Origin of the sequence: Streptomyces sp. V3I8, assembly GCF_030817535.1 — a bacterium.
Taxonomy (GTDB): domain Bacteria; phylum Actinomycetota; class Actinomycetes; order Streptomycetales; family Streptomycetaceae; genus Streptomyces.
Genome location: NZ_JAUSZL010000002.1, coordinates 6,464,117 through 6,488,913, shown reverse-complemented (window position 1 = coordinate 6,488,913; position 24,797 = coordinate 6,464,117). Strand labels below are relative to the sequence as shown.

Below are 24,797 nucleotides of genomic sequence, written 5' to 3'. Positions count from 1 at the left end.
GCAGAACGAACCGGGGAGGCGCATCGCGCCTCCCCGGCCCCAGGTCCACCCGTTCGAGTGACCGGATCGTTCCTCACGGATGTGCGCCGCGTACCCCCTCGGCGAGGTCGGCGGCGAGGGCGCGTACGGCGTCCAGGCCCGCGGCCTCGTCGGGGGCGTCCAGCATCAGTTTCACGAACGCCGAGCCGACGATGACGCCGTCGGCGAAGCCCGCGACCTCGCGCGCCTGTACGGCGTTCGAGACGCCGAGGCCGACGCAGACCGGCAGGTCGGTGGTGGCCTTGGTGCGCCGGACGAGGTCCTGCGCCTGGTTGCCCACGGACTCGCGGGTGCCGGTGACGCCCATCAGCGAGGCCGCGTACACGAAGCCGGAGCCCGCCGCGGTGATGTCGGCGAGCCGGGCGTCCTTGCTGCTGGGGGCGACGACGAAGACGGTCGCGAGACCGTGCTTGTCGGCGTGCTCGCGCCACAGCGCCGACTCCTGGACGGGGAGGTCCGGCAGGATGCAGCCGGCGCCGCCCGCCTCGGCCATTTCGGCGGTGAAGCGCTCCACGCCGTAGCGGTCGATCGGGTTCCAGTACGTCATCACGAGGACGGGTCTGCCGGTGGCCTCGTACGCCTCGCGGACCGTGCGCATCACGTCCGCGATCCGGACGCCGCCGCGCAGGGCGATGTCGTCGGCGGTCTGGATGACCGGGCCGTCGAGGACGGGGTCGCTGTGCGGCAGTCCGATCTCGACGACGTCCGCGCCGCCCTCGAAGACGGCCTTGGCCGCCGCGATCCCGCCGTCGACGGTCGGGAAGCCCGCGGGGAGGTACGCGATGAGGGCGGACCGCCCCTGCGCCTTGGCTCCGGCGAGCGTGTCGCTCAACAGCTGTACGTTGCCGCTCACTTGGCGTCCCCCTCGATCTCGGCGCGGTCGCTGTCGGCGTCCGCCTCGACGACGGCGTCCGCCTCGGTCTCGTACAGGCCGAAGTAGCGGGCGGCCGTGTCCATGTCCTTGTCCCCGCGGCCGGAGAGGTTGACGACGATCAGCCCGTCCGGGCCGAGCTCCCTGCCGACCTCCAGGGCCCCGGCGAGCGCGTGGGCGCTCTCGATGGCCGGGATGATGCCCTCGGTGCGGGAGAGCAGGCGCAGGGCCTGCATGGCCGCGTCGTCGGTGACGGCCCGGTACTCGCCGCGGCCGCTGTCCTTGAGGTAGGCGTGCTCGGGGCCGATGCCCGGGTAGTCGAGTCCGGCGGAGATCGAGTAGGGCTCGGTGATCTGGCCCTCGTCGTCCTGCAGGACGTACGACCGGGAGCCGTGCAGGATGCCGGGCTCGCCCGCGGTCAGGGTGGCCGCGTGCTCACCGGTCCCGATGCCGTGGCCGGCGGGCTCGCAGCCGATGAGGCGCACGTCCGCGTCCGGGATGAAGGCGTGGAAGAGGCCGATGGCGTTCGAACCGCCGCCGACGCAGGCCACGGCCGCGTCGGGGAGGCGGCCGGCGCGCTCCAGGATCTGGCGGCGGGCCTCGACGCCGATGACGCGGTGGAAGTCGCGGACCATCGCCGGGAAGGGGTGCGGGCCCGCGACCGTGCCGAACAGGTAGTGGGTGCGGTCGACGTTGGCGACCCAGTCGCGGAACGCCTCGTTGATGGCGTCCTTCAGGGTGCGGCTGCCGGACTTCACGGCGACGACCTCGGCGCCGAGCATGCGCATCCGGGCCACGTTGAGTGCCTGGCGCTGCGTGTCGATCTCACCCATGTAGATGGTGCATTCGAGACCGAACAGCGCGCAGGCGGTGGCGGTGGCGACGCCGTGCTGGCCGGCGCCGGTCTCGGCGATGACGCGGGTCTTGCCCATGCGCCGGGTGAGCAGGGCCTGCCCGAGCACGTTGTTGATCTTGTGGGACCCGGTGTGGTTGAGGTCCTCCCGCTTGAGGAACACCCGGGCGCCGCCGGCGTGCCCGGCGAAACGCGGGACCTCGGTGAGGGAGCTGGGCCGGCCGGTGTAGTGGGCGAGCAGGTCGTCCAGTTCGCGGGCGAACTCCGGGTCGGACTTCGCCTTGTCGTACTCGACGGCGACCTCGTCCACGGCGGCGACCAGCGCCTCCGGGATGAACTTTCCGCCGAACGCGCCGAAGTACCCCTCGGCGCTGGGGACGTGACCCTCGGGGTCGGGAATGAAGAACTCGCTGGACATGCGGTTACCTCGCAGGGGCGTGGCCCCGGTCGACAGGTCGGATGACGGTCTCGGACGCGCCGCGCGGCACTCCTCGCCGCGACAGCCGGAAACCGGCCCGCACCCCTGCCGGAGGACGGTTCAGGAGGCGGGGCGGAGGCCCGTGGTGGCGGTGGTGGCGGCGCGTGCGCGCCTGCGCCATCGCATGCCGTTCACCTGGCCGGGCTCGTCCCCGATGACGTACCGCACCCGGCGTCCGTGCACGCGCCGCGCGGGCGCCCGGCAGCCGCGCGGACGGCAGCCGCGGGCGAGCCGGGCGTAGGGGCCGGGGGACGTCGTGACGCCCGCGGCGGCGGGCCGCACGCACGCCGGACCGCCGTCGGGGCGGGTGCCCGGACGGGTGGTCGCGGCGGGGATGCGGTCGGCGCTCATCGCGAAGGGTGTCAGCCCCGTCCGTGCCGCAGCGCGGGGTGCGCGCCGGCGGCGACCAGGTCGGAGACGGCGGTCTTCGGGTCGCGGCCGGTCACCAGGGACTCCCCGACCAGCACGGCGTCGGCTCCGGCGTTGGCGTAGGCGATGAGGTCGTGCGGGCCGCGGACACCGGACTCGGCGATCTTCACGATGTGGGCGGGGATCTCGGGGGCGACGCGCTCGAAGGTGCCGCGGTCGACCTTGAGGTCCTTGAGGTTGCGCGCGTTGACGCCGATGACCTTCGCGCCGGCGTCCACCGCCCGGTCGACCTCGTCCTCGTCGTGGACCTCGACGAGCGCCGTGAGCCCGATGGACCCGGCGCGCTCGATGAGGGACTCCAGGGCGGGCTGGTCGAGGGCGGCCACGATCAGCAGCGCGAGGTCGGCGCCGTAGGCCCGGGCCTCCCACAGCTGGTACGACGTGACGATGAAGTCCTTGCGCAGCACCGGGATGTCGACCCGGGCCCGGACGGCCTCCAGGTCGGCCAGCGAGCCGCCGAAGCGGCGCTGCTCGGTGAGCACGGAGATGACGGCCGCGCCGCCCGCCTCGTAGTCCGCGGCGAGGGCGGCGGGGTCGGCGATCGCGGCGAGGGCGCCCTTGGAGGGGCTGGAGCGCTTGACCTCGCAGATGACCTTGACGCCGTCGCCGCGCAGGGCCGCGACACCGTCCTTGGCGGGCCGGGCCTTCGCGGCGCGTTCCTTGAGCTCGTCGAGGCTGACGCGCGCCTGCCGCTCCGCGAGGTCGGCACGGACTCCGTCGATGATCTCGTCGAGCACACTCACGCGAGCGGCCCCCTTCCCTGACGGTGAACGGTTGCAGCGGTTCTGCGGTGGAGCTGTTCCGGTCGACCCGGTCCTGCCGCCGTGGGCGTGACCGGTGGTCACTGCGATGGTATCCGCAGGAGGGCCCGGGCCTCACATCGGTCGACACCGGTCCCACTACCTGGACGTTCACCGATTGATCAAGGGTGGAGCAGGCCACCGAACGGCAGGTTCCGGACAAGGGTGAAGACCAGCAGCAGCACGCCCGCCGCCCACAGCGTCACAGGGCCGGGATCGAGGCGCGCCGGCCGTCCCCGGAGCGCGCGTACCACCCAGACGGTCCACACGGCGGCGAACACCAGACAGCCCAGTACCACGACCGCGTTGGCCCCGAGGGCCGCGCCGAGATCGCCGTGGACGACGGCGTACGCGCTGCGCAGTCCGCCGCAGCCGGGGCAGTACAGGCCCGTGTACCGGAACAGCGGGCAGACGGGGTAGTGGCCGGGTTCGTTCGGGTCGACGGTCCCCACGTACGCGAAGGCCGCCGCGACGGCCACGAGGATCCCGCCGGGCACGGCGAGGCGCCGTGGCACGGATCCGGGAAGGGGTGCCGCTCTCCGGGCTTCGGCGTTCACCCGTCGCATTCTGCCGCGCCGGGATGGATGCCGCACGCGGTGGGAGGCGGGTCCGGTGCTCTCCCGGAGCCGGCTCCGCCTCCCGTACGACCCGGGTCAGTTACCGGCGGCCGACGCCACGTCGTGGGTCGGGTGCGTGCCCTTCGGCTGGCCGAGGCCCGCCGCGCGCATGGCCACGCCGACCACGCCACCGAGGACGACGATGACCATGCCGGCCCAGAAGCCCAGCGGGCTGGCCATCACCATGAAGGCACCGGCGACGCAGAATCCGATGAAGGCGATGATGACACCGGTCCAGGCGGCCGGGGTGTGACCGTGGCTGCTGCCCGCCATGACATGCTCCTCGTTGCTGAAAGAAGATGAACCAAACGCTCAGTCCATTGTCCCGCACCGGCACGCATGCGATGAGCCGGGGGGTGGCGCCCGTCCGGGGGCGCCTTCGGGGGCGCGGGGAACGGCGCGACAAACCCCCACCGGCCCGCACCCGAGATTCCGCGGCCGAGTGGAACGCCTACGCGCTGGTGGGATCCTCGCCCCGGTCCAGCGCCTTCCAGATCTCCTCGGGCCGGTCCGGGTCGGCCGCCGCCCGGGCCCGGCGCGGACGGGGTGTCCCGTCCCGCTCGTACCGTCCGGACATGGCCGGCCACGACCGCCCGTACCGCAGTGCGAGCAGCCCCGCGAGGAGCAGTAGCAGGCCGCCCGCCGCGGCCACGTACGGCCAGGCGGTGTGCGTCATCGTGTCCACGGTCGCCGCCGTGTCCCCGGTCGCCGCCGCGGCCTTCTCGTCGAGCGCGGAGCTGTCGGAGACGCCGAGGAGCGCCGAGGCGATGGTCCCCGCGCCGGACAGCGCGAGCAGCCCGGCGACGAGCCGGCGGCCGGCCCGCTTGACGGCGAAGACGGCGACGAGCGAGGCGAGTCCCACTATCGCCAGGGAGGCGGGGACGCCCGTGACGTCACTGCCCACCGCGCTCAGCGGGAACTCGCCACCGGCCACGGTCGCGGTGCCGTCCGACCAGCCGCGCCGGGTGGCGAGCAGCACGACGGCCGCGCCCAGCGCGCCGAAGAGCAGGGCGAGGCCGAGGCTTCGGCGGCCGGACCGGGCGGGTCCGGGGGCATCGGATCGGGGGTGCGGTACAGCAGTCACGTACCCCACTATCGCCTGAACCCCGGGCGAACCGTCACCCGGGAACACGTGAGCCACGTCGCACTGGGTGCGTATGTCCGGGTCTCGCCCTCAAATTTTGCGCGTCTCACCGCGAGAACCGGTTGGCCGAGTGGACCGCGCGGAGCACCGCGGCCGCCTTGTTGCGGCACTCGGTGTCCTCGGCGACCGGGTCCGAGTCGGCGACGACCCCGGCGCCCGCCTGGACGTACGCCGTGCCGTCCCGCAGCAGGGCGGTACGGATGGCGATGGCGGTGTCGGAGTCGCCCGCGAAGTCGAGGTAGCCGACGCAGCCGCCGTACAGACCGCGCCGCGAGGGCTCCAGCTCGTCGATGATCTGCATCGCCCGGGGCTTCGGGGCGCCGGAGAGGGTGCCCGCGGGGAAGCAGGCGGTCAGTACGTCGAAGGCCGTACGCCCCTCGGCGACCCTGCCGGTGACCGTGGACACGATGTGCATGACGTGCGAGTAGCGCTCGATGGACATGAAGTCGACGACCTCCACGGAGCCGGGCTCGCAGACCCGTCCCAGGTCGTTGCGCCCCAGGTCGACGAGCATCAGGTGCTCGGCGCGCTCCTTGGGGTCGGAGATCAGCTCGTCGGCGAGGGCCTGGTCCTCCTGGACGGTGGCGCCGCGCGGCCGGGTGCCCGCGATGGGGTGGACCATCGCCTGCCCGTCCTCGACCTTGACCAGGGCCTCCGGGGAGGAGCCCACGACGTCGAAGCCGTCGAGGCGCAGGAGGTACATGTACGGGGACGGGTTGGTCGCCCGCAGGACCCGGTACACGTCCAGCGCGCTCGCCGTGCACGGTGTCTCGAAGCGCTGGGAGGGGACGACCTGGAAGGCCTCGCCGGCCCGGATGCGTTCCTTGATGTCGTCCACGGCGGCCTGGTAGTCGGGGCCGCCCCACAGCGCGGTGTACTCGGGGAGCTCGGACGGCGGGAGCGCGGCGGGCGGCTGCGAGACGGACCGCGAGAGGTCGGCCTCCATGGCGTCGAGGCGGGCCACGGCGTCGTGGTAGGCCTCGTCGACGCCGGTGTCGAGGTCGTTGTGGTTGATCGCGTTGGCGATCAGCAGCACCGAGCCGTCCCAGTGGTCCAGGACGGCGAGGTCGCTGGTGAGCAGCATGGTGAGCTCGGGCAGTTTCAGGTCGTCGCGCTCGCCGGGGCCGATCTTCTCCAGTCGGCGCACGATGTCGTAGCCGAGATAGCCGACCATGCCGCCGGTGAACGGGGGCAGTGCCTGGTCCTGAGTGAGGTCGCGCGGTGTGTGGAGGACCTCGATGGTGGCGCGCAGGGCCGCGAGGGGGTCGCCGTCGGTGGGGACCCCGACCGGCGGGGTGCCCTGCCAGTGCGCCCGGCCGTCGCGCTCGGTGAGGGTGGCGGCCGAGCGGACGCCCACGAAGGAGTAGCGGGACCACGTGCGCCCGTTCTCCGCCGACTCCAGGAGGAAGGTGCCGGGGCGTTCGGCGGCGAGCTTGCGGTAGAGCGCGACGGGCGTGTCGCCGTCCGCGAGGAGCTTGCGGCTGACGGGGACGACACGCCGGTCGGTGGCCAGCTTGCGGAAGGTCTCGAGGTCCATGGCCGCAGACCTTACTGATCCACGGCCGGTACGCCGGAACCGGCGTCCCCGGTGTCCGCCGGGCCCCCGGCGTCCTTCAGGAGCACGTCGGCGTCGAAGCAGGTGCGGTCGCCGGTGTGGCAGGCGGCGCCGACCTGGTCGACCCTGACCAGCACGGTGTCGGCGTCGCAGTCGAGGGCGACGGACCTGACCCACTGGAAGTGGCCGGAGGTGTCGCCCTTGACCCAGTACTCCTGGCGGCTGCGCGACCAGTAGGTGCACCGGCCGGTCGTCAGGGTGCGGTGCAGCGCCTCGTCATCCATCCAGCCGAGCATCAGCACCTCACCGGTGTCGTACTGCTGGGCGATGGCGGGTACGAGCCCGTCGGCGCTGCGCCTGAGGCGTGCGGCGATCTCGGGGTCCAGGCCGCTGGGCCTGCGGGGCGTGGGCGTGCTGGTCATGCCGACCATTGTGCCGCGCCGGCCGGCCCCGCCCGGACGGCGTCCACCGGCTGAGAGTGCGCGCCGGAGGTCCTGCCGGAGGGCTCGGCGAAAGACCGGTGGCCCGCAGAAGTGGGCGTACCGCGGGGGCGGTCGTAGGCTGGCAGGCATGTCGACCCATGCCAAGCGTGAACGACTTCTCCTCGCCGACCTGTTGGAGGCCGAGGGACCGGACGCCCCCACCCTGTGCGAGGGCTGGAACACCCGCGATCTCGCCGCCCACGTCGTGATCCGCGAGCGCCGCCCGGACGCGGCCGGCGGCATCCTCGTCAAGCAGCTCGCGTCGCGTCTCGAGCGGGTCATGGCGGAGTTCGCCGCGAAGCCGTACGAGGAGCTGATCCAGCTGATCCGTACGGGACCGCCGCGCTTCTCGCCGTTCTCCCTCAAGCAGGTGGACGAGGCGTCGAACGCGATCGAGTTCTACGTCCACACCGAGGACGTGCGCCGTGCCCGGCCGGACTGGGTGCCCCGGGTGCTCGACCCGGTGTTCCAGGACGCCCTGTGGTCCCGGCTGGAACGGATGGCCCGGCTGATGGGCCGCGGCGCGCCCACCGGCCTGGTCCTGCGCCGCCCGGACGGCCAGACCGTCGTCGCGCACCGGGGCGCCCCCGTGGTGACGGTCACCGGTGAGCCTTCCGAGCTGGTCCTCTTCGCCCACGGCCGGCAGGGCGTGGCCGATGTCGAGGTGGACGGCGACAAGGACGCAATCGCCAGGCTCCACGAGACGAAGAAACTGGGCCTGTAGGCCCGCCGTGGGAGCCCGCGCCCCCGCCGGGGCGCGGGTGACCTCGCGGACCGCTGGGGCGTTTCTTTCGGATCAGGCCGGATCGGGTCGGATCAGGCCGGATCGGGCCGCGGTGTCCGGTGCGGTGCGTCGCGAGGCGGAGCGTGATCCGCGTACCGGGCGTACCCGGGTCGTGCGACGACGCCGTGAGGCGCCGTGCCGGGCGCCGCGGACCCGGGCCGGTCCGAAAGAAACGCCCTAGCCGGGAAGCTCCGCGTGGCGCAGTGCCCGGGAGCTCAGACCGATCAGTCCGCCGAGCACGCACACGCCCGCGCTGGCGGCGAAGACGGGACCGGTTCCCCACCGGGCGATCGCCGCGCCGGTCACCGGGAACGTGAGCGGGGCGAGCCCGAGGCTGAAGAGGCCCGACACGGAGGTGACGCGCCCGACGTACGCGGGATCCGACTCGGTCTGCACGAGTGCTCCGCAGAGCGTGCCGCTGAGCCCGGCGAGGAGCCCGACGGCGAGCGCCGTGCCGACGGCGGCGGCGAGCGTCGGCACGTACGCGAGCGCCCCGATGGCGACGGCCCCGACGCCGATCGACACGGACAGCACCAGCCCCGCCCGCGGCACGCGGCCCCGCACGGTCAGCAGCAGGGACATCGCCCCCGCCCCGGCCCCGAAACCGGCCAGCACCCAGCCCATCCCCGCGGCGCCCCAGCCGCGCTCGTCCGCGAGCAGGATCAGGCCGACGTTCAGCGGTCCGACGAACCCGAGGTCGCTGAGCGCTATGACCGCCATGAGCCGGGCCAGGACGGGGTTGCGGCGGATGTGGCGCAGCCCGTCGCGCAGTTCCCGGGACGCCGGCGGCCTGCCGGGCGCCTCCTGTCCGGCGGACCACTCCTGAGGTCCTCGCCCCATCCGTACGGCCATGAGCAGCGGCAGCGCCGTCGCGAAGAGCAGCGCCGCCGCGAAGAGCAGCGCCGCCGCGCCGAAGGCCGCCGCCGCTCCGCCGAGGGCCACGCAGAGGCCGCCGAGCGGGGCGCCCACCACGTGGGCGAGGCGGCTCGCCATGCCGCGCATGCCCTGCACCCGGGCCAGCTGGCCGCGGGGGGCGATCCGGGTGGGCAGCGCCCCGAGTGCGGGCATGAGCATGGCGTCGACCGCGCCGAAGACCAGGGCGAGCAGTCCCAGCAGCCACAGTCCGGGGCTGCTCACCAGCAGCAGGACGGCGACGGCGACCACCGCGGCGCACCGCGCGCCGTTGCCGGCGATCAGCACGCGCCGCGGTCCGAAACGGTCGGCGACCACTCCGCCACCCAGCATGAGCAGGGCGCGCGGCACGGCGCTCACGGCCATCACCAGTCCGGCCTGCGAAGGCGTGCCGGCCTGCACGGCGGCCCAGGACAGCGCCACGTAGTAGATGTTGTCGCCGATCGCCGAGGAGGCGTACGCGCCGAGCCAGCGCAGGACGTCGGGGTCGCGGTGGGCGGGGCGTTCCCCGGTCACCGGTTCGGACATCGCGGGGGTGACGGTCACGTCGGTGGCCTCCTCGGACGCACGGACTGCCGGACACGGAAGCCGTCAGGCGCAGAAGGTGTCAGGCGCAGAAGCTGTCAGGCACGGAACGGGAACGCGAGCGCGTGCAGCGCGACGTTCTCGCGCCCCTCGGTCTCGCCGGCGGCCTCGGCGGCCCTCCCCCTCTCGTCGTACTTCTTCGCGAGGGCGAGCAACTCCTCGCTCAGCTCGGCCAGTTCGGCGGCGGTCAGCCGCAGCAGGGACTCGTTGTCCGGGGCGGCCGAGTTCCATTCGGGGCCCCAGGTGAGGCGTTCGTCGAGATAACGGCGGTACAGGTCGGACCGCTGCTGGTGGAAGAGCCGGGTGGCGGCGAGGTGCGCGGCGGCCCGCTCGGGTGCGTACCGGAAGTCCTTGTCCCTGATGCTCACGCCCTGGGTGGCGGGCCGCCACCAGCGTTCGCGGGCGTCGCCGCTCTGCGGGTCGGCCGCCTCGATCAGCCCGTGCTCGGCGAGTTTGCGCAGGTGGTAGCTGACCAGCGAGACCGCTTCGTCGACCTGCTCGGCGAGCTGGGAGGCGGTGGCGGTGCGGGCCACGCACAGGCCCCGGTAGAGCTGCATCCGCAGGGGGTGGGCCAGGGCCTTGAGGGTGCCCAGATCCGTGATCGGGTGGTTCTCCGTGCCGGTCATGACCTCACCGTAGACACGAAGGAAAAGTTGCGCAATAAAAATTGCGCAACTTTTCTTTCGTACCTATGCCGAAAAGAGCCCCGGCCGCAGCCGGGGCTCTCGGCGGGACGTCACCGCACGGGGTGTCCCGCCTCCCGCAGCGTCCGCTTCACCTGGCCGATCCGCAGGTCCCCGAAGTGGAAGACGGAGGCGGCCAGCACGGCGTCCGCGCCCGCGTCGACGGCCGGCGGGAAGTCGGCGAGGCCACCCGCGCCGCCGGAGGCGATGACCGGCACGGTGACGTGCTTGCGTACGGCCCGGATCATCTCCAGGTCGTAGCCGTCCTTGGTGCCGTCGGCGTCCATCGAGTTGAGCAGGATCTCGCCCGCACCCAGCTCGGCGGCCCGGTGCGCCCACTCGACGGCGTCGATGCCGGTGCCCTTGCGGCCGCCGTGGGTGGTCACCTCGAAGGTCCCGGCGGCCGTCCTGCGCGCGTCCACCGACAGGACCAGCACCTGCCGTCCGAACCGCTCCGCGATCTCGCGGATCAGGTCGGGGCGGGCGATGGCGGCGGTGTTCACGCCGACCTTGTCGGCGCCGGCCCGCAGCAGCTTGTCGACGTCCTCGCCGGTGCGCACGCCGCCGCCCACGGTGAGCGGGATGAAGACCTGCTCGGCGGTCCGGCGCACCACGTCGTAGGTGGTCTCCCGGTTCCCGGAGGACGCGGTGATGTCCAGGAACGTCAGCTCGTCGGCGCCCTCGGCGTCGTACACCTTGGCCATCTCGACGGGGTCGCCCGCGTCGCGCAGGTTCTGGAAGTTGACGCCCTTGACGACCCGGCCGTTGTCGACGTCCAGGCAGGGGATGACGCGTACGGCGAGGGTCATGAGGCGGGCCCCTCCCCCGGGGCCGCGTCCCGGTACGCCTCCACCTCGACCTCGACCACCAGGCCGGGGTCCACGAAACCGGAGACGATGACCAGCGACGAGGCCGGCCGGACCGCGTTGAAGAACTCCTTGTGGGCGCGGCCGACGTCCTCCACGTCCCGGGCGTGCGTGAGGTACATGCGGGTGCGGACGACGTGCTCGCGGCCGAGGCCGAGCTCCGCCAGGGCCGCCAGCGCGACCTTGAAGGAGTTGACGGCCTGCTCGTACGGGCCGCCGCCGGCGATCTGCCCGTCCACCACGGAGGTGCAGCCGGAGACCAGCACCAGGCCGTTCGGCAGCTCCACCGCGCGGGAGTAGCCGAAGGCGTCCTCCCAGGGGGCGCCGGTCATGACGCGTCGCACGGCGCTCATACGGCCACCGCCGCGAGGGCCTCTTCCAGCGTGAACGCCTCGGCGTACAGGGCCTTCCCGACGATCGCGCCCTCGACGCCGAGGGGCACGAGTTCGGCGATGGCCCGCAGGTCGTCCAGCGAGGAGACACCTCCGGAGGCCACCACGGGCCGGTCGGTGGCCGCGCAGACGTTCTTCAGGAGCTCCAGGTTCGGGCCCTGGAGGGTGCCGTCCTTGGCGATGTCGGTCACGACGTACCGCGCGCAGCCCTCCTTGTCGAGGCGCTCCAGCGTCTCGTAGAGGTCGCCGCCGTCACGGGTCCAGCCGCGGCCGCGCAGGGTGGTGCCGCGGACGTCGAGGCCGACCGCGATCCTGTCGCCGTGCCGGGCGATGACCTCGGCGACCCACTCGGGGGTCTCCAGAGCCGCGGTGCCGAGGTTGACGCGGGTGCAGCCGGTGGCGAGGGCCGCGGCGAGGGTGTCGTCGTCGCGGATGCCGCCGGACAGCTCCACCTTGATGCGCAGTTCCTTCATGCGTTCGGCGACCTCGGCGATCAGCGCGCGGTTGTCGCCGGTGCCGAACGCGGCGTCCAGGTCCACCAGGTGCAGCCACTCGGCGCCCGACCGCTGCCAGGCGAGGGCCGCCTCGAGCGGGGAACCGTACGAGGTCTCCGTGCCGGACTCGCCGTGCACGAGCCGGACGGCCTGGCCGTCGCGGACGTCGACGGCGGGGAGGAGTTCGAGCTTGGCCATGGTCTACAGGGTTCCGATCCAGTTGGTGAGCAGCTGGGCTCCGGCGTCGCCGGACTTCTCGGGGTGGAACTGGGTGGCCCACAGGGCGCCGTTCTCGACGGCCGCCACGAAGGGCTTGCCGTGCGTGGACCAGGTGACGAGGGGTGGGCGCATCGCCGGGTTCGCGGTTTCCAGGGACCACGCGTGGACGGCGTAGGAGTGCACGAAGTAGAAGCGCGCGTCCTCGTCGAGCCCGGCGAAGAGCCGGGTGCCGGCCGGTGCCTCGACGGTGTTCCAGCCCATGTGGGGCACGACGTCGGCCTGCAGCGGCTCGACCGAGCCGGGCCACTCGTCGAGGCCCTCGGTCTCGACGCCGTGCTCGATGCCGCGCTCGAAGAGGATCTGCATGCCGACGCAGATGCCCATGACGGGGCGTCCGCCGGCGAGGCGGCGGCCGACGATCCAGTCGCCGCGCGCCTCCCGCAGGCCCTTCATGCAGGCGGCGAAGGCGCCGACGCCCGGCACCAGCAGCCCGTCGGCGTTCATGGCCTTGTCGAAGTCACGGGTGATCTCGACCTCGGCGCCGGTGCGCGCGAGGGCGCGTTCGGCGGACCTGACGTTCCCGAAGCCGTAGTCGAAGACGACGACCCGCTTGGCGGGGGTGCTCAATTCCACACCTCCAGCCGGACGACACCCGCGACGAGACACATGGCCGCGCCGATGGACAGCAGGACGATGAGGCTCTTGGGCATCTGCTGCTTGACGAAGGAGTAGATGCCGCCGAGCAGGAAGAGCCCGACGACGATCAGTACGGTGGAGAGGCCGCTCATGGCTTACAGCGCACCCTTCGTGGAGGGCAGGATGCCCGCCGCGCGCGGGTCGCGCTCGGAGGCGTACCGCAGGGCGCGGGCGAGCGCCTTGAACTGGCACTCCACGATGTGGTGGGCGTTGCGCCCGTAGGGCACGTGCACGTGCAGGGCGATCTGCGCCTGGGCGACGAAGGACTCCAGGATGTGCCGGGTCATCGTCGTGTCGTACTCGCCGATCATCGGCGCCATCTTCTCGGGCTCGGTGTGCACGAGGTAGGGGCGCCCGGAGAGGTCGACGGTCACCTGGGCGAGCGACTCGTCCAGCGGGACGGTGCAGTTGCCGAAGCGGTAGATGCCGACCTTGTCGCCGAGCGCCTGCCGGAAGGCGCCGCCCAGGGCGAGGGCGGTGTCCTCGATGGTGTGGTGCGAGTCGATGTGCAGGTCGCCCTCGGTCTTCACGGTCAGGTCGAACAGACCGTGCCGGCCGAGCTGGTCGAGCATGTGGTCGTAGAAGCCGACGCCTGTCGACACATCGACCTTTCCGCTGCCGTCGAGGTCGATCTCGACGACGACGGAGGTCTCCTTGGTGTTCCGTTCGACACGGCCTGTGCGGCTCATGCGCTCTGCTCCTTCGGGGGTGCGGGGGTGGCCCCCACGGGTGTCGGCACCTCACGCGGCAGTCCACGGACCGCGTCGAGGAAGGCGTCGTTCTCGGCGGGGGTGCCCGCGGTGACCCGCAGCCAGCCCGGTACGCCGTTGTCCCGGACCAGGACGCCCCGGTCGAGGATCCGCCGCCAGGCCTCGTGCGAGCCCGCCTCGCCGTCGAACCGCCCGAACTGGACGAAGTTGGCGTCGGACTCGGTCACCTCGAAGCCGAGGGCGCGCAGTGCGCCGACCAGCCGGTCGCGCTCGGTCTTCAGCTGCTCGACGTAACCGAGCAGCGTGTCGGTGTGTTCCAGGGCGGCCAGCGCGGTCGCCTGGGTGACGGCCGACAGGTGGTACGGCAGCCGTACGAGCTGCACGGCGTCCACGACCGCGGGGTGCGCGGCGAGATAGCCGAGGCGCAGCCCGGCCGCGCCGAACGCCTTCGACATGGTGCGCGAGACGACGAGATTCGGCCGACCTTCGAGCAGCGGCAGCAGTGACTCACCGTGACTGAACTCGACGTAGGCCTCGTCGACGACGACCATCGCCCCGGCCGTCGCGGCCCGGGCGGCCTGCGCCGCCTCGTACAGCGCGAGGACGGTGTCGGCCGGGACGGCGTTGCCCGTGGGGTTGTTGGGGGTGGTGACGAACACGACGTCGGGGGCGTGCTCGGTGACCGCCTCGACGGCGGCGGCGCGGTCGATCGTGAAGTCCTCGGCGCGGGGCCCGGAGATCCAGCCCGTGCCGGTGCCGCGCGCGATCAGCGCGTGCATCGAGTACGAGGGCTCGAAGCCGATCGCGGTGCGGCCGGGCCCGCCGAAGGTCTGCAGCAGCTGCTGGATGACCTCGTTGGAGCCGTTGGCGGCCCAGACGTTCTCGACGCCGACCACGTGCCCGCCGGTCTTCGTCAGGTAGGCGGCCAGTTCGGAGCGCAGCTCCACCGCGTCCCGGTCGGGATAGCGGTTGAGCCGGCGGGCGGCCTCGCGCACCCGCTCGGCGATCCGCTCGACGAGCGGTTCGGGCAGCGGGTACGGATTCTCGTTGGTGTTGAGCCGTACGGGGACGTCGAGCTGGGGCGCGCCGTACGGGGACTTCCCGCGCAGCTCGTCGCGGACGGGGAGGTCGTCGATCCCGAAAGGGGTGTCGGAGGAGCTCACTGGCCGGGCACCTGCCAGCCGAAGCGGGCCTTGACCGCGGCGCCGTGGGCGGGCAGGTCCTCCGCCTCGGCGAGGGTCACCACGTGGTGGGCGACCTCGGCCAGCGCGTCGCGGGTGTAGTCGACGAGGTGGATGCCGCGCAGGAAGGACTGGACCGACAGGCCCGAGGAGTGGCAGGCGCAGCCGCCGGTCGGCAGCACGTGGTTGGAGCCGGCCGCGTAGTCGCCGAGCGAGACGGGCGCCCAGGGGCCGACGAAGACCGCGCCGGCGTTCCTGACCCGGTCGGCGACGGCGGACGCGTCGGCGGTCTGGATCTCCAGGTGCTCGGCGCCGTAGGCGTTGACCACCCGCAGGCCCTCCGCCACGCCGTCGACCAGCACGATCGCGGACTGCCTGCCGCCCAGCGCCGGGACGATCCGGTCCTCGACGTGCTTGGTGGCGGCGACCTGCGGCTCCAGTTCCTTGGCGACCGCGTCGGCCAGCGCGACCGAGTCGGTGACGAGGACGGCCGCCGCGAGCGGGTCGTGCTCGGCCTGGCTGATCAGGTCGGAGGCGACGTGCACCGGGTCGGCCGTGTCGTCGGCGAGGATCGCGATCTCGGTCGGGCCGGCCTCGGCGTCGATGCCGATGCGGCCCGCGAAGTAGCGCTTGGCGGCGGCGACCCAGATGTTGCCGGGTCCGGTGACCATGTCGGCGGGCGGGCAGGACTCGGTGCCGTACGCGAACATCGCCACGGCGGTCGCGCCGCCGGCCGCGTACACCTCGTCGATGCCGAGCAGCGCGCAGGCGGCCAGGATCGTCGGGTGCGGCAAACCGCCGAAGTCGGACTGGGCGGGGGAGGCGAGCGCGATCGACTCGACGCCGGCCTCCTGCGCCGGGACCACGTTCATGATCACGGACGAGGGGTAGACGGACCGGCCGCCGGGCGCGTACAGGCCGACGCGGTCGACGGGCACCCACTTCTCGGTGACCGTGCCGCCGGGGACCACCTGGGTGGTGTGCGTGCTGCGGCGCTGCTCGCGGTGGACGATGCGGGCGCGGCGGATCGACTCCTCCAGGGCCGCGCGGACGGCCCCGTCGAGCTGGTCGAGCGCGTCCGTGAGGGCCCGCGCCGGGACCCGTACGGACTCCAGGCGCACGCCGTCGAACCGCTCCGCGTAGTCGATCAGCGCCGCGTCGCCCCGATGGTGCACGGCCTCGCAGATCGGACGCACCTTCTCCAGGGCGGCCGAGACGTCGAAGTCGGCTCGGGGCAGCAGGTCGCGCAGGGCGGGACCCTCGGGGAGGGCGTCACCGCGCAGATCGATGAGGGAGATCACGTCGTCAATTCTCTCAGACGGCCGTCGGGCGCCGGACGGCCGTATCAATCGCTGATACGCGCCGCGCCCGCCCGTCGGCGCATGGCGCGTTTTCACTCCTGACGGTCACTGAGAGCAACAATCGTCACTCTGAGTTTTCAGCCGACCGCGCAGCGGGCATCACCTGAACGGCTGAGAACAACCCACGAGCAGCAGGGGAGAGGGAGGAAGCCGTGACCGATGGGGCCGGCCGCCGCGCCGGCGAGGTGCCCGGCGACCTGAGCGCCGCCGAGGTCGGCATGTGGCAGGCGTTCCGCAACGGCAGCGTGTACGACCTGCGGGCCGGGGACACCGTCGTCGACGATCCGCACGGCGGCCACCCGTGGGGTCCCGAGCGCACCGTACGGGCCCGGATCGTGTGCTGGCTGCTGCTGGACGGGCCGCCCGCGCTGGACGGCCGCGTGGCCTCCCTGAAGCTGGCCGGGGTGCAGATCGCCGACGTGCTCGATCTCGCGGGCGGCGCCGTCGAACCGTACCTGGAGATGAGGGGCTGCCGTTTCGAGAAGGAGGTCCTGCTGCCGGAAGCCCGGTTCAGCACGGTCCGCCTGGTGGACTGCGCGATACCCCGGCTGGAGGCGGCACGGCTGCACACGGAGGGCGATCTGCACCTGCCGCGCTGCCGCTTCCACCACGGCGTCCGCCTCACCGACGCGCACATCGGTACGGACCTGCTGCTCAACCAGTCGGTCGTCCACCGCGACCGGCGCGGCAACTCCCTCTCCGGCGACGGACTGACCGTGGGCCAGGACCTGCAGGCCGAGCTGCTGGAGTCGTACGGCGAACTGAGCCTGCGCGGCGCGAAGGTGGGGGTCTCGCTCAGTCTGCGCGGCAGCCGGCTGAGCAATCCCTACGGGCGCGCGCTGAACGCGCCGCAGCTGACCGTCGAGCGGACCATGTACCTGACCCCGGCCGCCCTCAGTAACCCCCTGCTGACCAGCGGCCGGACCCCCGCGCACGGTACCCGCGTGCAGCGGTTCGAGTGCGAGGGCGGGATCCGGCTCGACGACGGCCGGTTCGGGGACGCGGTGGACTTCGAGGAGGCCCGCTTCACCCTGCACGACGACCAGGAGGTCTCGCTGCGCCGCGTCCAGGTGTCCGAGCTGCGCTTCCTCGGCCGCCGGCCGCAGCGCGGGCGGATCGTGCTGAACGGCGCGCGGGTGGTCACCCTCATCGACCGGGCGGCCAGCTGGCCGGGCGCCGGCCAGCTGCAGATGGCCGGCTTCCAGTACGAGTACCTGGTGCCGCGCGGCCCGTTCCCACCGGCCAGGCGTCTGCAGTGGGTGGCCGCGGCCACCCCCGAGTACAGCCCCGAGCCGTACGAGCGGCTGGCCCTGGTGCTGCGCGACAGCGGCGAGGACGAGGAGGCGCGCGCGGTGCTGCTCGCCAAACAGCGCCACAGACGCGAGAACCTGCCGGTCGCGGTCAAGCTCTGGGGGTACGTGCAGGACTGGACGGTCGCCTACGGGTACCGGCCGGGCCGGGCCGCCCTGTGGATGGCCGTGCTGTGGGCGGCGGCCTCGGTCGCCTTCTCGCACGCGGACCATCCGCCGCTCAAGACGGGCGAACACCCGCCGTGGAACCCGTCCCTGTTCGCCCTGGACCTGCTGCTGCCGGTCATCGACCTCGGCCAGGCCGGCTTCTGGCAGCTGCGCGGCGGCTGGCAGTGGCTGTCCGCGGTGGTGATCCTGCTCGGCTGGATCCTCGTGACGGCCGTGACGGCGGGCGCGACCCGACTGCTGCGCAGGGGCTGAGCCGCCCGGCGCCTGAGGGGCAGTCACCTTTTACCCGCTCTTGACCGATTGCCACGCAACCTGGACACGGTTACGAAAGCGTCATCGCGCAGCCTCTGGCACCCGTCCCACCTGCGGATTTAATGGACGACACCATGGCACTGCTGCGAGCGCTCCTGCGCACGGTCCGGATGGCGCGGAACACCGCGAGTCTCGCCGCCGGCCTGCCCGACGACGACGAGGTGCTCCTCGACGCCCCGGACGAGCGACTCGGCCCGGCCCTCGTCGCGGCGGGCCGCGGCGAGTACGCCGCCGTCGGCACACTGCTCGCCGCCACCCGCGAGGCCGCCGAGTGGGAGAACCGGGACCGGTACACGACCCGCCTCGCCGCCTTCGCCCTCTCCCGCGCCGAGTGGTTCGACGCGTGGCGCTCCGACACCCCGCACGACCCGGACGCGGCGGTGGTCAGGGCCGAACTGGCGGTGTGCCGGAGCTGGCGGTCCCCGGCCCGCGCCGAACTGCTGCGCCAGGTCGCGCCGCTGATCTCGGCCGCCGCCGAGGGCGCCCCCCGCGACCCGGTGCCCTGGCGGATCGCCCTGGACCACGCCCGGGGCACGAACGCGCCGCACACCGAGTTCGAGCAGCTGTGGGCGCAGGCCGTCCGGCGCTCCCCGCACCACTACGGCTGTCATGTGGCCGCCCTGCAGTACCTGTCCGCCGCCTGGTACGGCTCGCACGGCCGGTGCTTCGACTTCGCCGAGCGGGCCGCGCGGGACGCCCTGCCCGGCTCCCTGGTCCAGGCGCTGCCCGTGCGGGCGGCCTTCGCCTTCCTGACCGAAGGCGGCGGGGCCGCCGTGCACCGCCGGCGCCTCGACGCGGCCGCCGACCTGGCCATCGGCCTCTCCGCCCGGTACCCGGACGCCGACCCGTGGCCCGCGGAGGTCCGCAACCTGCTGACCTACGTGCTGGTCCGGCTCGACCGGTGGGAGGACGCCCTGGAACAGCTGCGCCGCATCGGCCCGTACGCCACCTCGTTCCCCTGGGACCGCGTCTCGGACGATCCGCTCGGCCAGTTCCTCGAACTGCGCGACGGGATCAGGCTCCAGGTGGCCTCGGACAGACCCCTGAGAACCCGGGCGGCGACACGGAACGGGGAGGTCCCGCATCCACGGAGTGGGCACGGCGGCCGTCCCGGCTCCGGCGACCACTAGGATTTCGCGTCGTGACCACCGTCCGGCTCCCCCTCTTCCCGCTGAACTCGGTGCTGTTCCCCGGGCTCGTGCTGCCGCTGAACATCTTCGAGGAGCGCTATCGCGCGATGATGCGCGATCTGCTGAAGACCCCCGAGGACGAACCGCGCCGGTTCGCCGTCGTCGCCATCCGCGACGGCCACGAGGTGGCCGCCACCTCGCCCGGTATGCCGGACCGGACGGCCGTGCCGCGGCGCGGGCCCGCGGCGGGCTTCGGCGACGACCCGCTGAAGGCCTTCCACCCGGTGGGGTGCGTCGCCGACGCCGCGACCGTACGGGAGCGCGCCGACGGCAGCTTCGAGGTGCTGGCCACCGGGACGATCCGGGTGCGGCTGCTCTCCGTGGACGCCTCCGGGCCCTATCTGACGGCCGAACTCGAAGAGCTGCCCGAGGACCCCGGTGAAGAGGCCGGGGCGCTGGCCGAGGGGGTGCTGCGGGCCTTCCGGCAGTACCAGAAGCGGCTGGCGGGGGCGCGGGAGCGGTCCCTGTCGACCGGGGCCGACCTGCCGGACGAGCCGGCCGTCGTCTCGTACCTGGTCGCGGCCGCGGCGATGCTCGACGTCCCGGCGAAGCAGCGGCTGCTGCAGGCGCCGGACACGGCGTCGCGGCTGCGCGAGGAGCTGACCCTGCTGCGGGCGGAGACCGCGATCATCCGCAATCTGCCGTCGCTGCCCGCCTCGGAACTGACCCGCGGACCGACGAGCCCCAACTGAGGCGAGCCGTACCGCAGGTCCCCCGGTGAAGAAGGATCCCTTGGCGAAGAAGTCGAAGAAACAGCAGCAGCCGGGCGGGACACCGGCCACCGTGGCGCTCACCGCCGCGGGCGTCGCGTTCACGATGCACGCCTACGAGCACGATCCGGCGCACCCCTCGTACGGCGGGGAGGCGGCCGAGGCGATGGGGGTCTCCCCGGACCGGGTTTTCAAGACCCTGGTCGCGGACGTCGACGGGGACCTGACGGTCGCCGTCGTCCCCGTGGCGGGCTCCCTGGACCTGAAGGCGCTGGCGGCGGCGGTGGGCGGCAAGCGGGCCGCCATGGCCGACCCGGCCGCCGCGGAGCGCACCACCGGGTACGTCCGCGGGGGCATCTCGCCGCTCGGGCAGCGCAGGAGGCTGCGTACGGTGCTGGACGCGTCCGCGGAGGGGCACGCGACCATCTGTGTCTCCGCCGGGCGGCGGGGGCTGGAGGTCGAGCTGGCCCCGGGCGACCTCGCGCGGCTCACCGATGCGGTGGTGGCCCCCGTCGGGCGTGCGTGACCCCTCGACGGGGGCGGGGTTCTCGGTTAAGCACCGGGGACATGTCGAAGAAGACGCGTAAACGGAAGTGGCGCATCCGCAAGGGCCGGTCGAACCACGGGCGCCGCCCGGCGTAGCGCCCCGCCGGCGGCCGGTGGCCGTCCGCGGGTCCGTCGGGGCCGGGCGCCCGTCAGGTCTGGTACGGGGACTGGAAGGGGTCCGGGTCCCTGGGGGCGAAGAGGGCCGTCAGGCCCAGATGGACCAGCAGGGCCGAGACGGACCAGGCGAGCATGGCGCCCTTGGCGCCGAGCTCCAGCGGGGCGTCGAACGTGACGCCCTTGCCGGCCTCCTTGGCGTGCGCGACCACGTCCTGGGTGGGCCCGAGCCAGATGCCGAGCCGCCAGGCCACCAGGGAGCCGAGGATGCCGCCGGCGGTGAGCGCGACGATCAGCGCGATACCGCCCCGGCGCCGCCAGAGGAACACGAGCACCGCGGCGGCCAGGCCGAAGGCGAGCGCCAGCAGGGTGAACGTGCCGTCCACGCCGATGGCCTGCTCCCCCTCGGTGTCCTTGAGGTAGACCGTCGAGCTGTCCGAGACGAGCGGCACGTGCGGTGCCAGCCACCACCACAGGACACCGAGCAGCAGCCCGGCGACCGTCATGGCGAGCGTGACGACCGCCGCCTCGCGCAGCTCTGTCCTGATCCCGGGACCGTCCTCCTCAGGGCCGGAACCGTACCCGGCGGGCGGCGCCTGCCAGGCGTCGTGCGGCGGCTGGTGGTTCGGCTGCGGAGGCGGATTCAGCGGTGCGGTCACACCGCCATCGTGCCAGGCCCGCCCGCCGGGCGCGTCACCGGACGGCCGCCCGGCGGTAGGCCCAGGTCGCGACGGCCAGCGAGGCGACGCCGACGCCCGCGCACACGGCGAGGTCGAGCAGGACGACCCCCCAGTCCGGGTCCGGGCCGAAGGTCAGTCCGAGGGCCTCGACGCCGTACGTGGAGGGCAGCAGGTCGCGGGCCCACTGGACGACTGTCGGCAGCCGGTCCGGCGGCAGCACACCGAGCAGCAGCGCGGCCGACATGCCCAGCTGGCCGAGCAGCGTGGCAAGTTCCGGGCGGGGGGCGAGCAGCCCGAGGGCCGCCCCGAGTCCGGCGAGCGCGGCGCCCGCGAGCGGGATGACGGCGACGAGGATCCACAGGTGCGTCAGCGGCAGCTGGAAGAGCACGCTGCCCACGACGGCGGTCACCAGCGTCCCGGGCACGGTGAAGGAGGCGTACGCGGCGGCCGCGCCCAGCACGACGGCGGCGGGCGGCACGGGCAGCGTCGCGTAGTGGTCGAGGCCGCCGCTGGCGCGCAACTGGCCGAAGTACTGGGCGAGCAGGTTGAGCGCGACGAACGCCACCACGAGGACCGAGGAACCGGCGACCACGGCCCGCGCCTCGCCGCCGCCGTCCACGACCCCGCGCATCAGGACCATGATCCCGACGGACTGGAAGGTCGCCACGAACAGCAGCGGGATGCGCGCCACCCTGGCCCGGGAGAGCTGCGCCCGGTAGACGGCGGCCAGCGCCGGCCACAGCCGCGCGCGCGGCCCGAGCCCGGCCACGGCACGGACACCGTCCTCGCTGTCCACGGCCCGGTTCCCGTCCGCGCGGGCTGCGCCGGGCAGGACCTCGGCGGGTACGACACTCACGTCGAGCGGCTCCTGTTCGCTTCGGCTGTCGTCCTTGTACCTGTTGCGTACGGCTGCGGGGGCCCGCGTGCTCATGCCTTGACCAGCCCCCGTACGCTTCCGGCGCTGCCGCCCAGGGCCAGGTACACGTCCTCCAGGCTCGGCGTGGCGAGCGTGAAGTCGTCCAGGGCCGCGAAGGCGGCGCCGCCGGTGACCGCCGCGACGGCCGCGCGGGCCTCCTCCGGGGAGAGCCGCAGCGACCAGCGCCGGCCCGACTCTACGGCGCGGTCGCGCAGGGCCGCGACCTCGGGCACGTCGAGCGGGGCGCGCTCGCGCCACACCAGTTCGAGGCGCACCTCGCCGGCGACCTGCTCCTTCAGCCCGGTGGGGGTGTCGCAGGCGATGACGCGGCCCCGGTCCAGCACGGCGACCCGATCGAGCACGGTCTCGGCCTCGATGACGTTGTGGGTGACCAGCAGGACCGTGGTGGCGTGCTCGGCCCGGCGCCGGTCGACGGCGCCCCAGACGGCGCGGCGGGCGACGGGGTCCATGCCGGTGGTCGGCTCGTCGAGGACGAGGAAGGGCCGCTCGCCGACGAGGACGGTGGCGAAGCAGGCGAGCCGCCGCTGTCCGCCGGAGAGCTTCTTCAGGGGCCGCGAGGCGAGGGCGGTGAGCCCCAGCTCCTCCAGGACCGCGTCCCGCTCGGCCCGGGCCGCGCGCACGGGGAGGCCGCGCAGCCGCCCGGTGGTCTCGGCGGCGAGCGACACGGTCAGCTCGTCGAGGGCGGTGGACTCCTGCCCGAGGTACGCGAGGATGCGCGCCGCCCGCTCGGGATGGCGCACGATGTCGTGCCCGAGGATCTCGACACTGCCGCGGTCGGGGCGCATCAGCCCGGTCAGCTGGCGTACGAGGGTGGTCTTGCCGGCGCCGTTCGGTCCGAGCAGCCCGAAGATCTCGCCCCGCCGGATGTCGATCCGGACCCCGTCGGTGGCCCGCACCTCGGGCGTACCGGGTGCGTTGCGCCGTCCGCGCACGGCCGGATACGTCTTCGTGAGATCCCGCACGGCGCACACGACATCCCCGCCATGCCCGTCCCGGCCTACCTGTGCGGCGCGCGTACTCACGAGACCCGAGACTACGGGGTCCCACCCCCCGAACCACGCCCGGGGCGGCCACACACCAGATATCACCCACCCGGGACCATCCCCGGGGGCCTTTCAAGGGCCACGGGGAACGGCGCAGGCCTTCCGCCCTTCAGGGGCGCGGGGAACTGCGCGACAAGCCCCCGCCGGCCCGCACCCGGCAACGCCACCCGGAGCGCTCCGAACCCCAGACCCCTTACCGCTCACTCCCCGGCAGGGACCCGTTCGGTCGCGTTCCGCGCATCGACCTCTCGCCAGAACCCCGCCCGGATCGCGTACCGGTCGTGCTCATCGATCTGATCGTCCTTGTGCGCGAGCAGCCCGAACCGCGCCGCGTACCGCAGCAGCTCCCCGTCGATCCGGTGCGGCACCCGCGGATACATCGTGGACAGCTTGGGCAGCTGCGTCTGGTCGGACAACCGATCCATCCACCGCCGCGCGAACACCTGCCCGACCTCGAACGGATCACCCCCCACCGTGGTGATGTCCTCCTCCCGGTCGGCCCACCGCTGCTCCGCCGACGTGAGCTGCGCGAGCGTCGGCAGCAGCGCCGCCTCCGCGGTCTCGGCGGCGCTCGCGGGCCGGTCCCGGTCGATCCACCCCCTGTCGGACGACCAGCGCAGCGTCGCGTTCGCGGGATGCTGGGCCGCCGGCTGCCCGCCGGCCGCACCGGGCGCGCCGGGCGCCCGCAGCGCGGCCAGGTCCTTCGGCGTCGGAACGCCCTTGGCGGCGGCCGGCACCCGCGCCTCCGTGCCGTTCCGGCCCGGCTCGGCCTGCTCGTGCTGCTCGTGCTGTTCGTCCTGCGTCACGGCCTGCTCGCCGGTGGAGCTCGGCGCGGACTCCGGCAGCGGCGCGGAGAGGATCGCGGCGATCTCGGGCCGCGGCACGGGCGGCGGGGCGCAGACCCCGCCGAGCTCCTTGGCCCGGACGGCCTTGGTGATCCAGATCCGGTCGAGCACCCGCCGCTCGTCGGCCTCGGCGACCAGGTCCTCGGACTGGTTGTAGTCCCCGTCCGCGGCCTGCACGGCCCACAGGTGCACGGCGACCCCGTGCTCCTTGGCCGCCATCATGCCGGGCAGCAGATCCCCGTCCCCGGTGACGAGCACGACGTCGGAGCAGGCGCGGTTGCGCGCCAGCTCGGTGAGTTCGGCGTGCATCGCGGCGTCCACGCCCTTCTGCGCCCACCGGCCGTCGCTGCGGGTCAGCGCGCCGAGGCGGACCGTGACCCGGGGCATCACCCGCAGTCTGCGGTGCTCCGGCTGCGGTACGCGGTCGGGGGCCCCCGTCGAACCAGTAGATGCGCAGCAGGGGCCGTTCCGTCTCGGACTCGGCGCGCTCGCGCAGCCCCTGGATGAGGGCGGCGTGGTCAACGGTGATCCGGGATCGCGAGGGTTCCCCGGCGAGGAGACTGGCAGCGGCCCCGAGCAGGTAACCGGCGTCCACCAGGACGATGCAGCGGTCCACGCGATCCACCCTCTTTCCGGGAGGTTTGCTTCGGGCTTGCTTCGAGTCTGCCCGACCGCGCGGAGGTTAACGGCCGGAACTCGATCTTCGGCGTGGCGGATCGGGCGCACAGCTCGCCCACAGTCCTTATTACGCACGGTAATTCTCCGAAATGCGCGGAACCCCAGCCTATGTG

28 protein-coding genes are annotated in these 24,797 nt (G+C 73.4%); 5 read left to right on the top strand and 23 right to left on the bottom strand.

Going from position 1 to position 24,797, the window contains the following annotated elements; translation table 11 throughout:
• Positions 1-73: 73 nt before the first annotated feature.
• From trpA to hisI, 9 genes are all read right to left on the bottom strand, one after another.
• On the bottom strand, positions 74-892 hold the full coding sequence (gene trpA / locus QFZ75_RS28615) for a tryptophan synthase subunit alpha (RefSeq protein WP_307541423.1): 819 nt from the start codon (positions 890-892) through the stop codon (positions 74-76).
• Positions 889-2,181 carry a tryptophan synthase subunit beta gene (gene trpB / locus QFZ75_RS28610; protein ID WP_307541421.1) on the bottom strand — a complete coding sequence of 431 codons (1,293 nt, stop codon included), beginning with the start codon at positions 2,179-2,181 and terminating at the stop codon, positions 889-891. Before trpB ends, trpA begins: the two co-directional genes overlap by 4 nt.
• Positions 2,182-2,301: 120 nt before the next feature.
• The gene (gene trpM / locus QFZ75_RS28605) at positions 2,302-2,592 is read right to left on the bottom strand and encodes a tryptophan biosynthesis modulator TrpM (RefSeq protein ID WP_307541419.1); all 291 of its coding nucleotides are present in this window, start codon (positions 2,590-2,592) and stop codon (positions 2,302-2,304) included.
• A gap of 11 nt (positions 2,593-2,603) precedes the next feature.
• Positions 2,604-3,413, bottom strand: coding sequence for an indole-3-glycerol phosphate synthase TrpC (gene trpC, locus QFZ75_RS28600; protein WP_307541417.1), 810 nt, complete (start codon positions 3,411-3,413; stop codon positions 2,604-2,606).
• Between the two features lie 179 nt (positions 3,414-3,592).
• Positions 3,593-4,036, bottom strand: coding sequence for a DUF2752 domain-containing protein (locus QFZ75_RS28595; protein WP_307541415.1), 444 nt, complete (start codon positions 4,034-4,036; stop codon positions 3,593-3,595).
• 87 nt (positions 4,037-4,123) lie between these two features.
• Entirely contained in the window at positions 4,124-4,360 is a 237-nt protein-coding gene (locus QFZ75_RS28590; RefSeq protein ID WP_307541413.1) for an HGxxPAAW family protein, read from the bottom strand.
• Positions 4,361-4,538: 178 nt separating this feature from the next.
• On the bottom strand, positions 4,539-5,180 hold the full coding sequence (locus QFZ75_RS28585; protein WP_307544852.1) for a TIGR02234 family membrane protein: 642 nt from the start codon (positions 5,178-5,180) through the stop codon (positions 4,539-4,541).
• A gap of 97 nt (positions 5,181-5,277) precedes the next feature.
• Entirely contained in the window at positions 5,278-6,768 is a 1,491-nt protein-coding gene (locus QFZ75_RS28580; RefSeq protein ID WP_307541412.1) for an anthranilate synthase component I, read from the bottom strand.
• An 11-nt stretch (positions 6,769-6,779) separates the two neighbouring features.
• Positions 6,780-7,208 carry a phosphoribosyl-AMP cyclohydrolase gene (gene hisI, locus QFZ75_RS28575; protein ID WP_307541410.1) on the bottom strand — a complete coding sequence of 143 codons (429 nt, stop codon included), beginning with the start codon at positions 7,206-7,208 and terminating at the stop codon, positions 6,780-6,782.
• 148 nt (positions 7,209-7,356) lie between these two features.
• Here hisI and QFZ75_RS28570 point away from each other — a divergent pair, with 148 nt between their 5' ends.
• Positions 7,357-7,992 (top strand): TIGR03085 family metal-binding protein, encoded by a 636-nt coding sequence (locus tag QFZ75_RS28570; RefSeq protein WP_307541408.1) that lies wholly within the window; start codon positions 7,357-7,359, stop codon positions 7,990-7,992.
• 237 nt (positions 7,993-8,229) lie between these two features.
• Here QFZ75_RS28570 and QFZ75_RS28565 read toward each other — a convergent pair whose 3' ends face one another.
• The 10 genes from QFZ75_RS28565 to hisD all read right to left on the bottom strand — a co-directional run bounded on the left by QFZ75_RS28565 (position 8,230) and on the right by hisD (position 16,091).
• Positions 8,230-9,492, bottom strand: a complete 1,263-nt coding sequence (locus tag QFZ75_RS28565) for an MFS transporter (protein ID WP_307544850.1) — start codon at positions 9,490-9,492, stop codon at positions 8,230-8,232.
• Positions 9,493-9,587: 95 nt separating this feature from the next.
• Positions 9,588-10,175, bottom strand: coding sequence for a transcriptional regulator (locus QFZ75_RS28560; RefSeq protein ID WP_307541406.1), 588 nt, complete (start codon positions 10,173-10,175; stop codon positions 9,588-9,590).
• A gap of 110 nt (positions 10,176-10,285) precedes the next feature.
• Positions 10,286-11,041, bottom strand: coding sequence for an imidazole glycerol phosphate synthase subunit HisF (hisF, locus tag QFZ75_RS28555; protein WP_307541404.1), 756 nt, complete (start codon positions 11,039-11,041; stop codon positions 10,286-10,288).
• Positions 11,038-11,451 carry a Rid family hydrolase gene (locus QFZ75_RS28550; RefSeq protein WP_307541403.1) on the bottom strand — a complete coding sequence of 138 codons (414 nt, stop codon included), beginning with the start codon at positions 11,449-11,451 and terminating at the stop codon, positions 11,038-11,040. Before QFZ75_RS28550 ends, hisF begins: the two co-directional genes overlap by 4 nt.
• On the bottom strand, positions 11,448-12,182 hold the full coding sequence (priA, locus tag QFZ75_RS28545) for a bifunctional 1-(5-phosphoribosyl)-5-((5-phosphoribosylamino)methylideneamino)imidazole-4-carboxamide isomerase/phosphoribosylanthranilate isomerase PriA (RefSeq protein ID WP_307541400.1): 735 nt from the start codon (positions 12,180-12,182) through the stop codon (positions 11,448-11,450). Before priA ends, QFZ75_RS28550 begins: the two co-directional genes overlap by 4 nt.
• Before the next feature lie 3 nt (positions 12,183-12,185).
• The gene (gene hisH / locus QFZ75_RS28540) at positions 12,186-12,836 is read right to left on the bottom strand and encodes an imidazole glycerol phosphate synthase subunit HisH (RefSeq protein ID WP_307541398.1); all 651 of its coding nucleotides are present in this window, start codon (positions 12,834-12,836) and stop codon (positions 12,186-12,188) included.
• Positions 12,827-12,991 carry a hypothetical protein gene (locus QFZ75_RS28535; RefSeq protein ID WP_307541397.1) on the bottom strand — a complete coding sequence of 55 codons (165 nt, stop codon included), beginning with the start codon at positions 12,989-12,991 and terminating at the stop codon, positions 12,827-12,829. The genes hisH and QFZ75_RS28535 overlap by 10 nt, the downstream gene beginning before the upstream one ends.
• 3 nt (positions 12,992-12,994) lie before the next feature.
• Positions 12,995-13,588: an imidazoleglycerol-phosphate dehydratase HisB gene (gene hisB, locus QFZ75_RS28530; protein WP_307541395.1), complete on the bottom strand. Its 594-nt coding sequence runs from the start codon at positions 13,586-13,588 to the stop codon at positions 12,995-12,997.
• Positions 13,585-14,772 (bottom strand): histidinol-phosphate transaminase, encoded by a 1,188-nt coding sequence (locus QFZ75_RS28525; protein WP_307541394.1) that lies wholly within the window; start codon positions 14,770-14,772, stop codon positions 13,585-13,587. The genes hisB and QFZ75_RS28525 overlap by 4 nt, the downstream gene beginning before the upstream one ends.
• The gene (gene hisD / locus QFZ75_RS28520; protein ID WP_307541392.1) at positions 14,769-16,091 is read right to left on the bottom strand and encodes a histidinol dehydrogenase; all 1,323 of its coding nucleotides are present in this window, start codon (positions 16,089-16,091) and stop codon (positions 14,769-14,771) included. The genes QFZ75_RS28525 and hisD overlap by 4 nt, the downstream gene beginning before the upstream one ends.
• A 212-nt stretch (positions 16,092-16,303) precedes the next feature.
• On the opposite strand from hisD, the gene QFZ75_RS28515 reads away from it, so the two are divergent.
• The 4 genes from QFZ75_RS28515 (at position 16,304) to ybaK (ending at position 20,367) form a co-directional block, all read left to right on the top strand.
• Entirely contained in the window at positions 16,304-17,881 is a 1,578-nt protein-coding gene (locus tag QFZ75_RS28515; protein WP_307541390.1) for an oxidoreductase, read from the top strand.
• 122 nt (positions 17,882-18,003) lie between these two features.
• Positions 18,004-19,071, top strand: a complete 1,068-nt coding sequence (locus tag QFZ75_RS28510; RefSeq protein WP_373465957.1) for a hypothetical protein — start codon at positions 18,004-18,006, stop codon at positions 19,069-19,071.
• A gap of 11 nt (positions 19,072-19,082) precedes the next feature.
• Positions 19,083-19,823, top strand: coding sequence for an LON peptidase substrate-binding domain-containing protein (locus QFZ75_RS28505; protein ID WP_307541386.1), 741 nt, complete (start codon positions 19,083-19,085; stop codon positions 19,821-19,823).
• 40 nt (positions 19,824-19,863) lie between these two features.
• Entirely contained in the window at positions 19,864-20,367 is a 504-nt protein-coding gene (gene ybaK, locus QFZ75_RS28500) for a Cys-tRNA(Pro) deacylase (RefSeq protein ID WP_307544848.1), read from the top strand.
• 169 nt (positions 20,368-20,536) lie between these two features.
• Here the strand turns inward: ybaK and QFZ75_RS28495 are convergent, their stop codons facing one another.
• The 4 genes from QFZ75_RS28495 to QFZ75_RS28480 form a co-directional block, all read right to left on the bottom strand.
• The gene (locus QFZ75_RS28495) at positions 20,537-21,160 is read right to left on the bottom strand and encodes an AAA family ATPase (RefSeq protein WP_307541385.1); all 624 of its coding nucleotides are present in this window, start codon (positions 21,158-21,160) and stop codon (positions 20,537-20,539) included.
• 34 nt (positions 21,161-21,194) lie between these two features.
• Positions 21,195-22,037, bottom strand: coding sequence for an ABC transporter permease (locus QFZ75_RS28490; RefSeq protein WP_307544846.1), 843 nt, complete (start codon positions 22,035-22,037; stop codon positions 21,195-21,197).
• A gap of 71 nt (positions 22,038-22,108) precedes the next feature.
• Positions 22,109-23,089 carry an ABC transporter ATP-binding protein gene (locus QFZ75_RS28485; protein ID WP_307544844.1) on the bottom strand — a complete coding sequence of 327 codons (981 nt, stop codon included), beginning with the start codon at positions 23,087-23,089 and terminating at the stop codon, positions 22,109-22,111.
• Between the two features lie 272 nt (positions 23,090-23,361).
• On the bottom strand, positions 23,362-24,393 hold the full coding sequence (locus QFZ75_RS28480; protein ID WP_373465956.1) for an NYN domain-containing protein: 1,032 nt from the start codon (positions 24,391-24,393) through the stop codon (positions 23,362-23,364).
• Positions 24,394-24,797 lie beyond the last annotated feature (404 nt).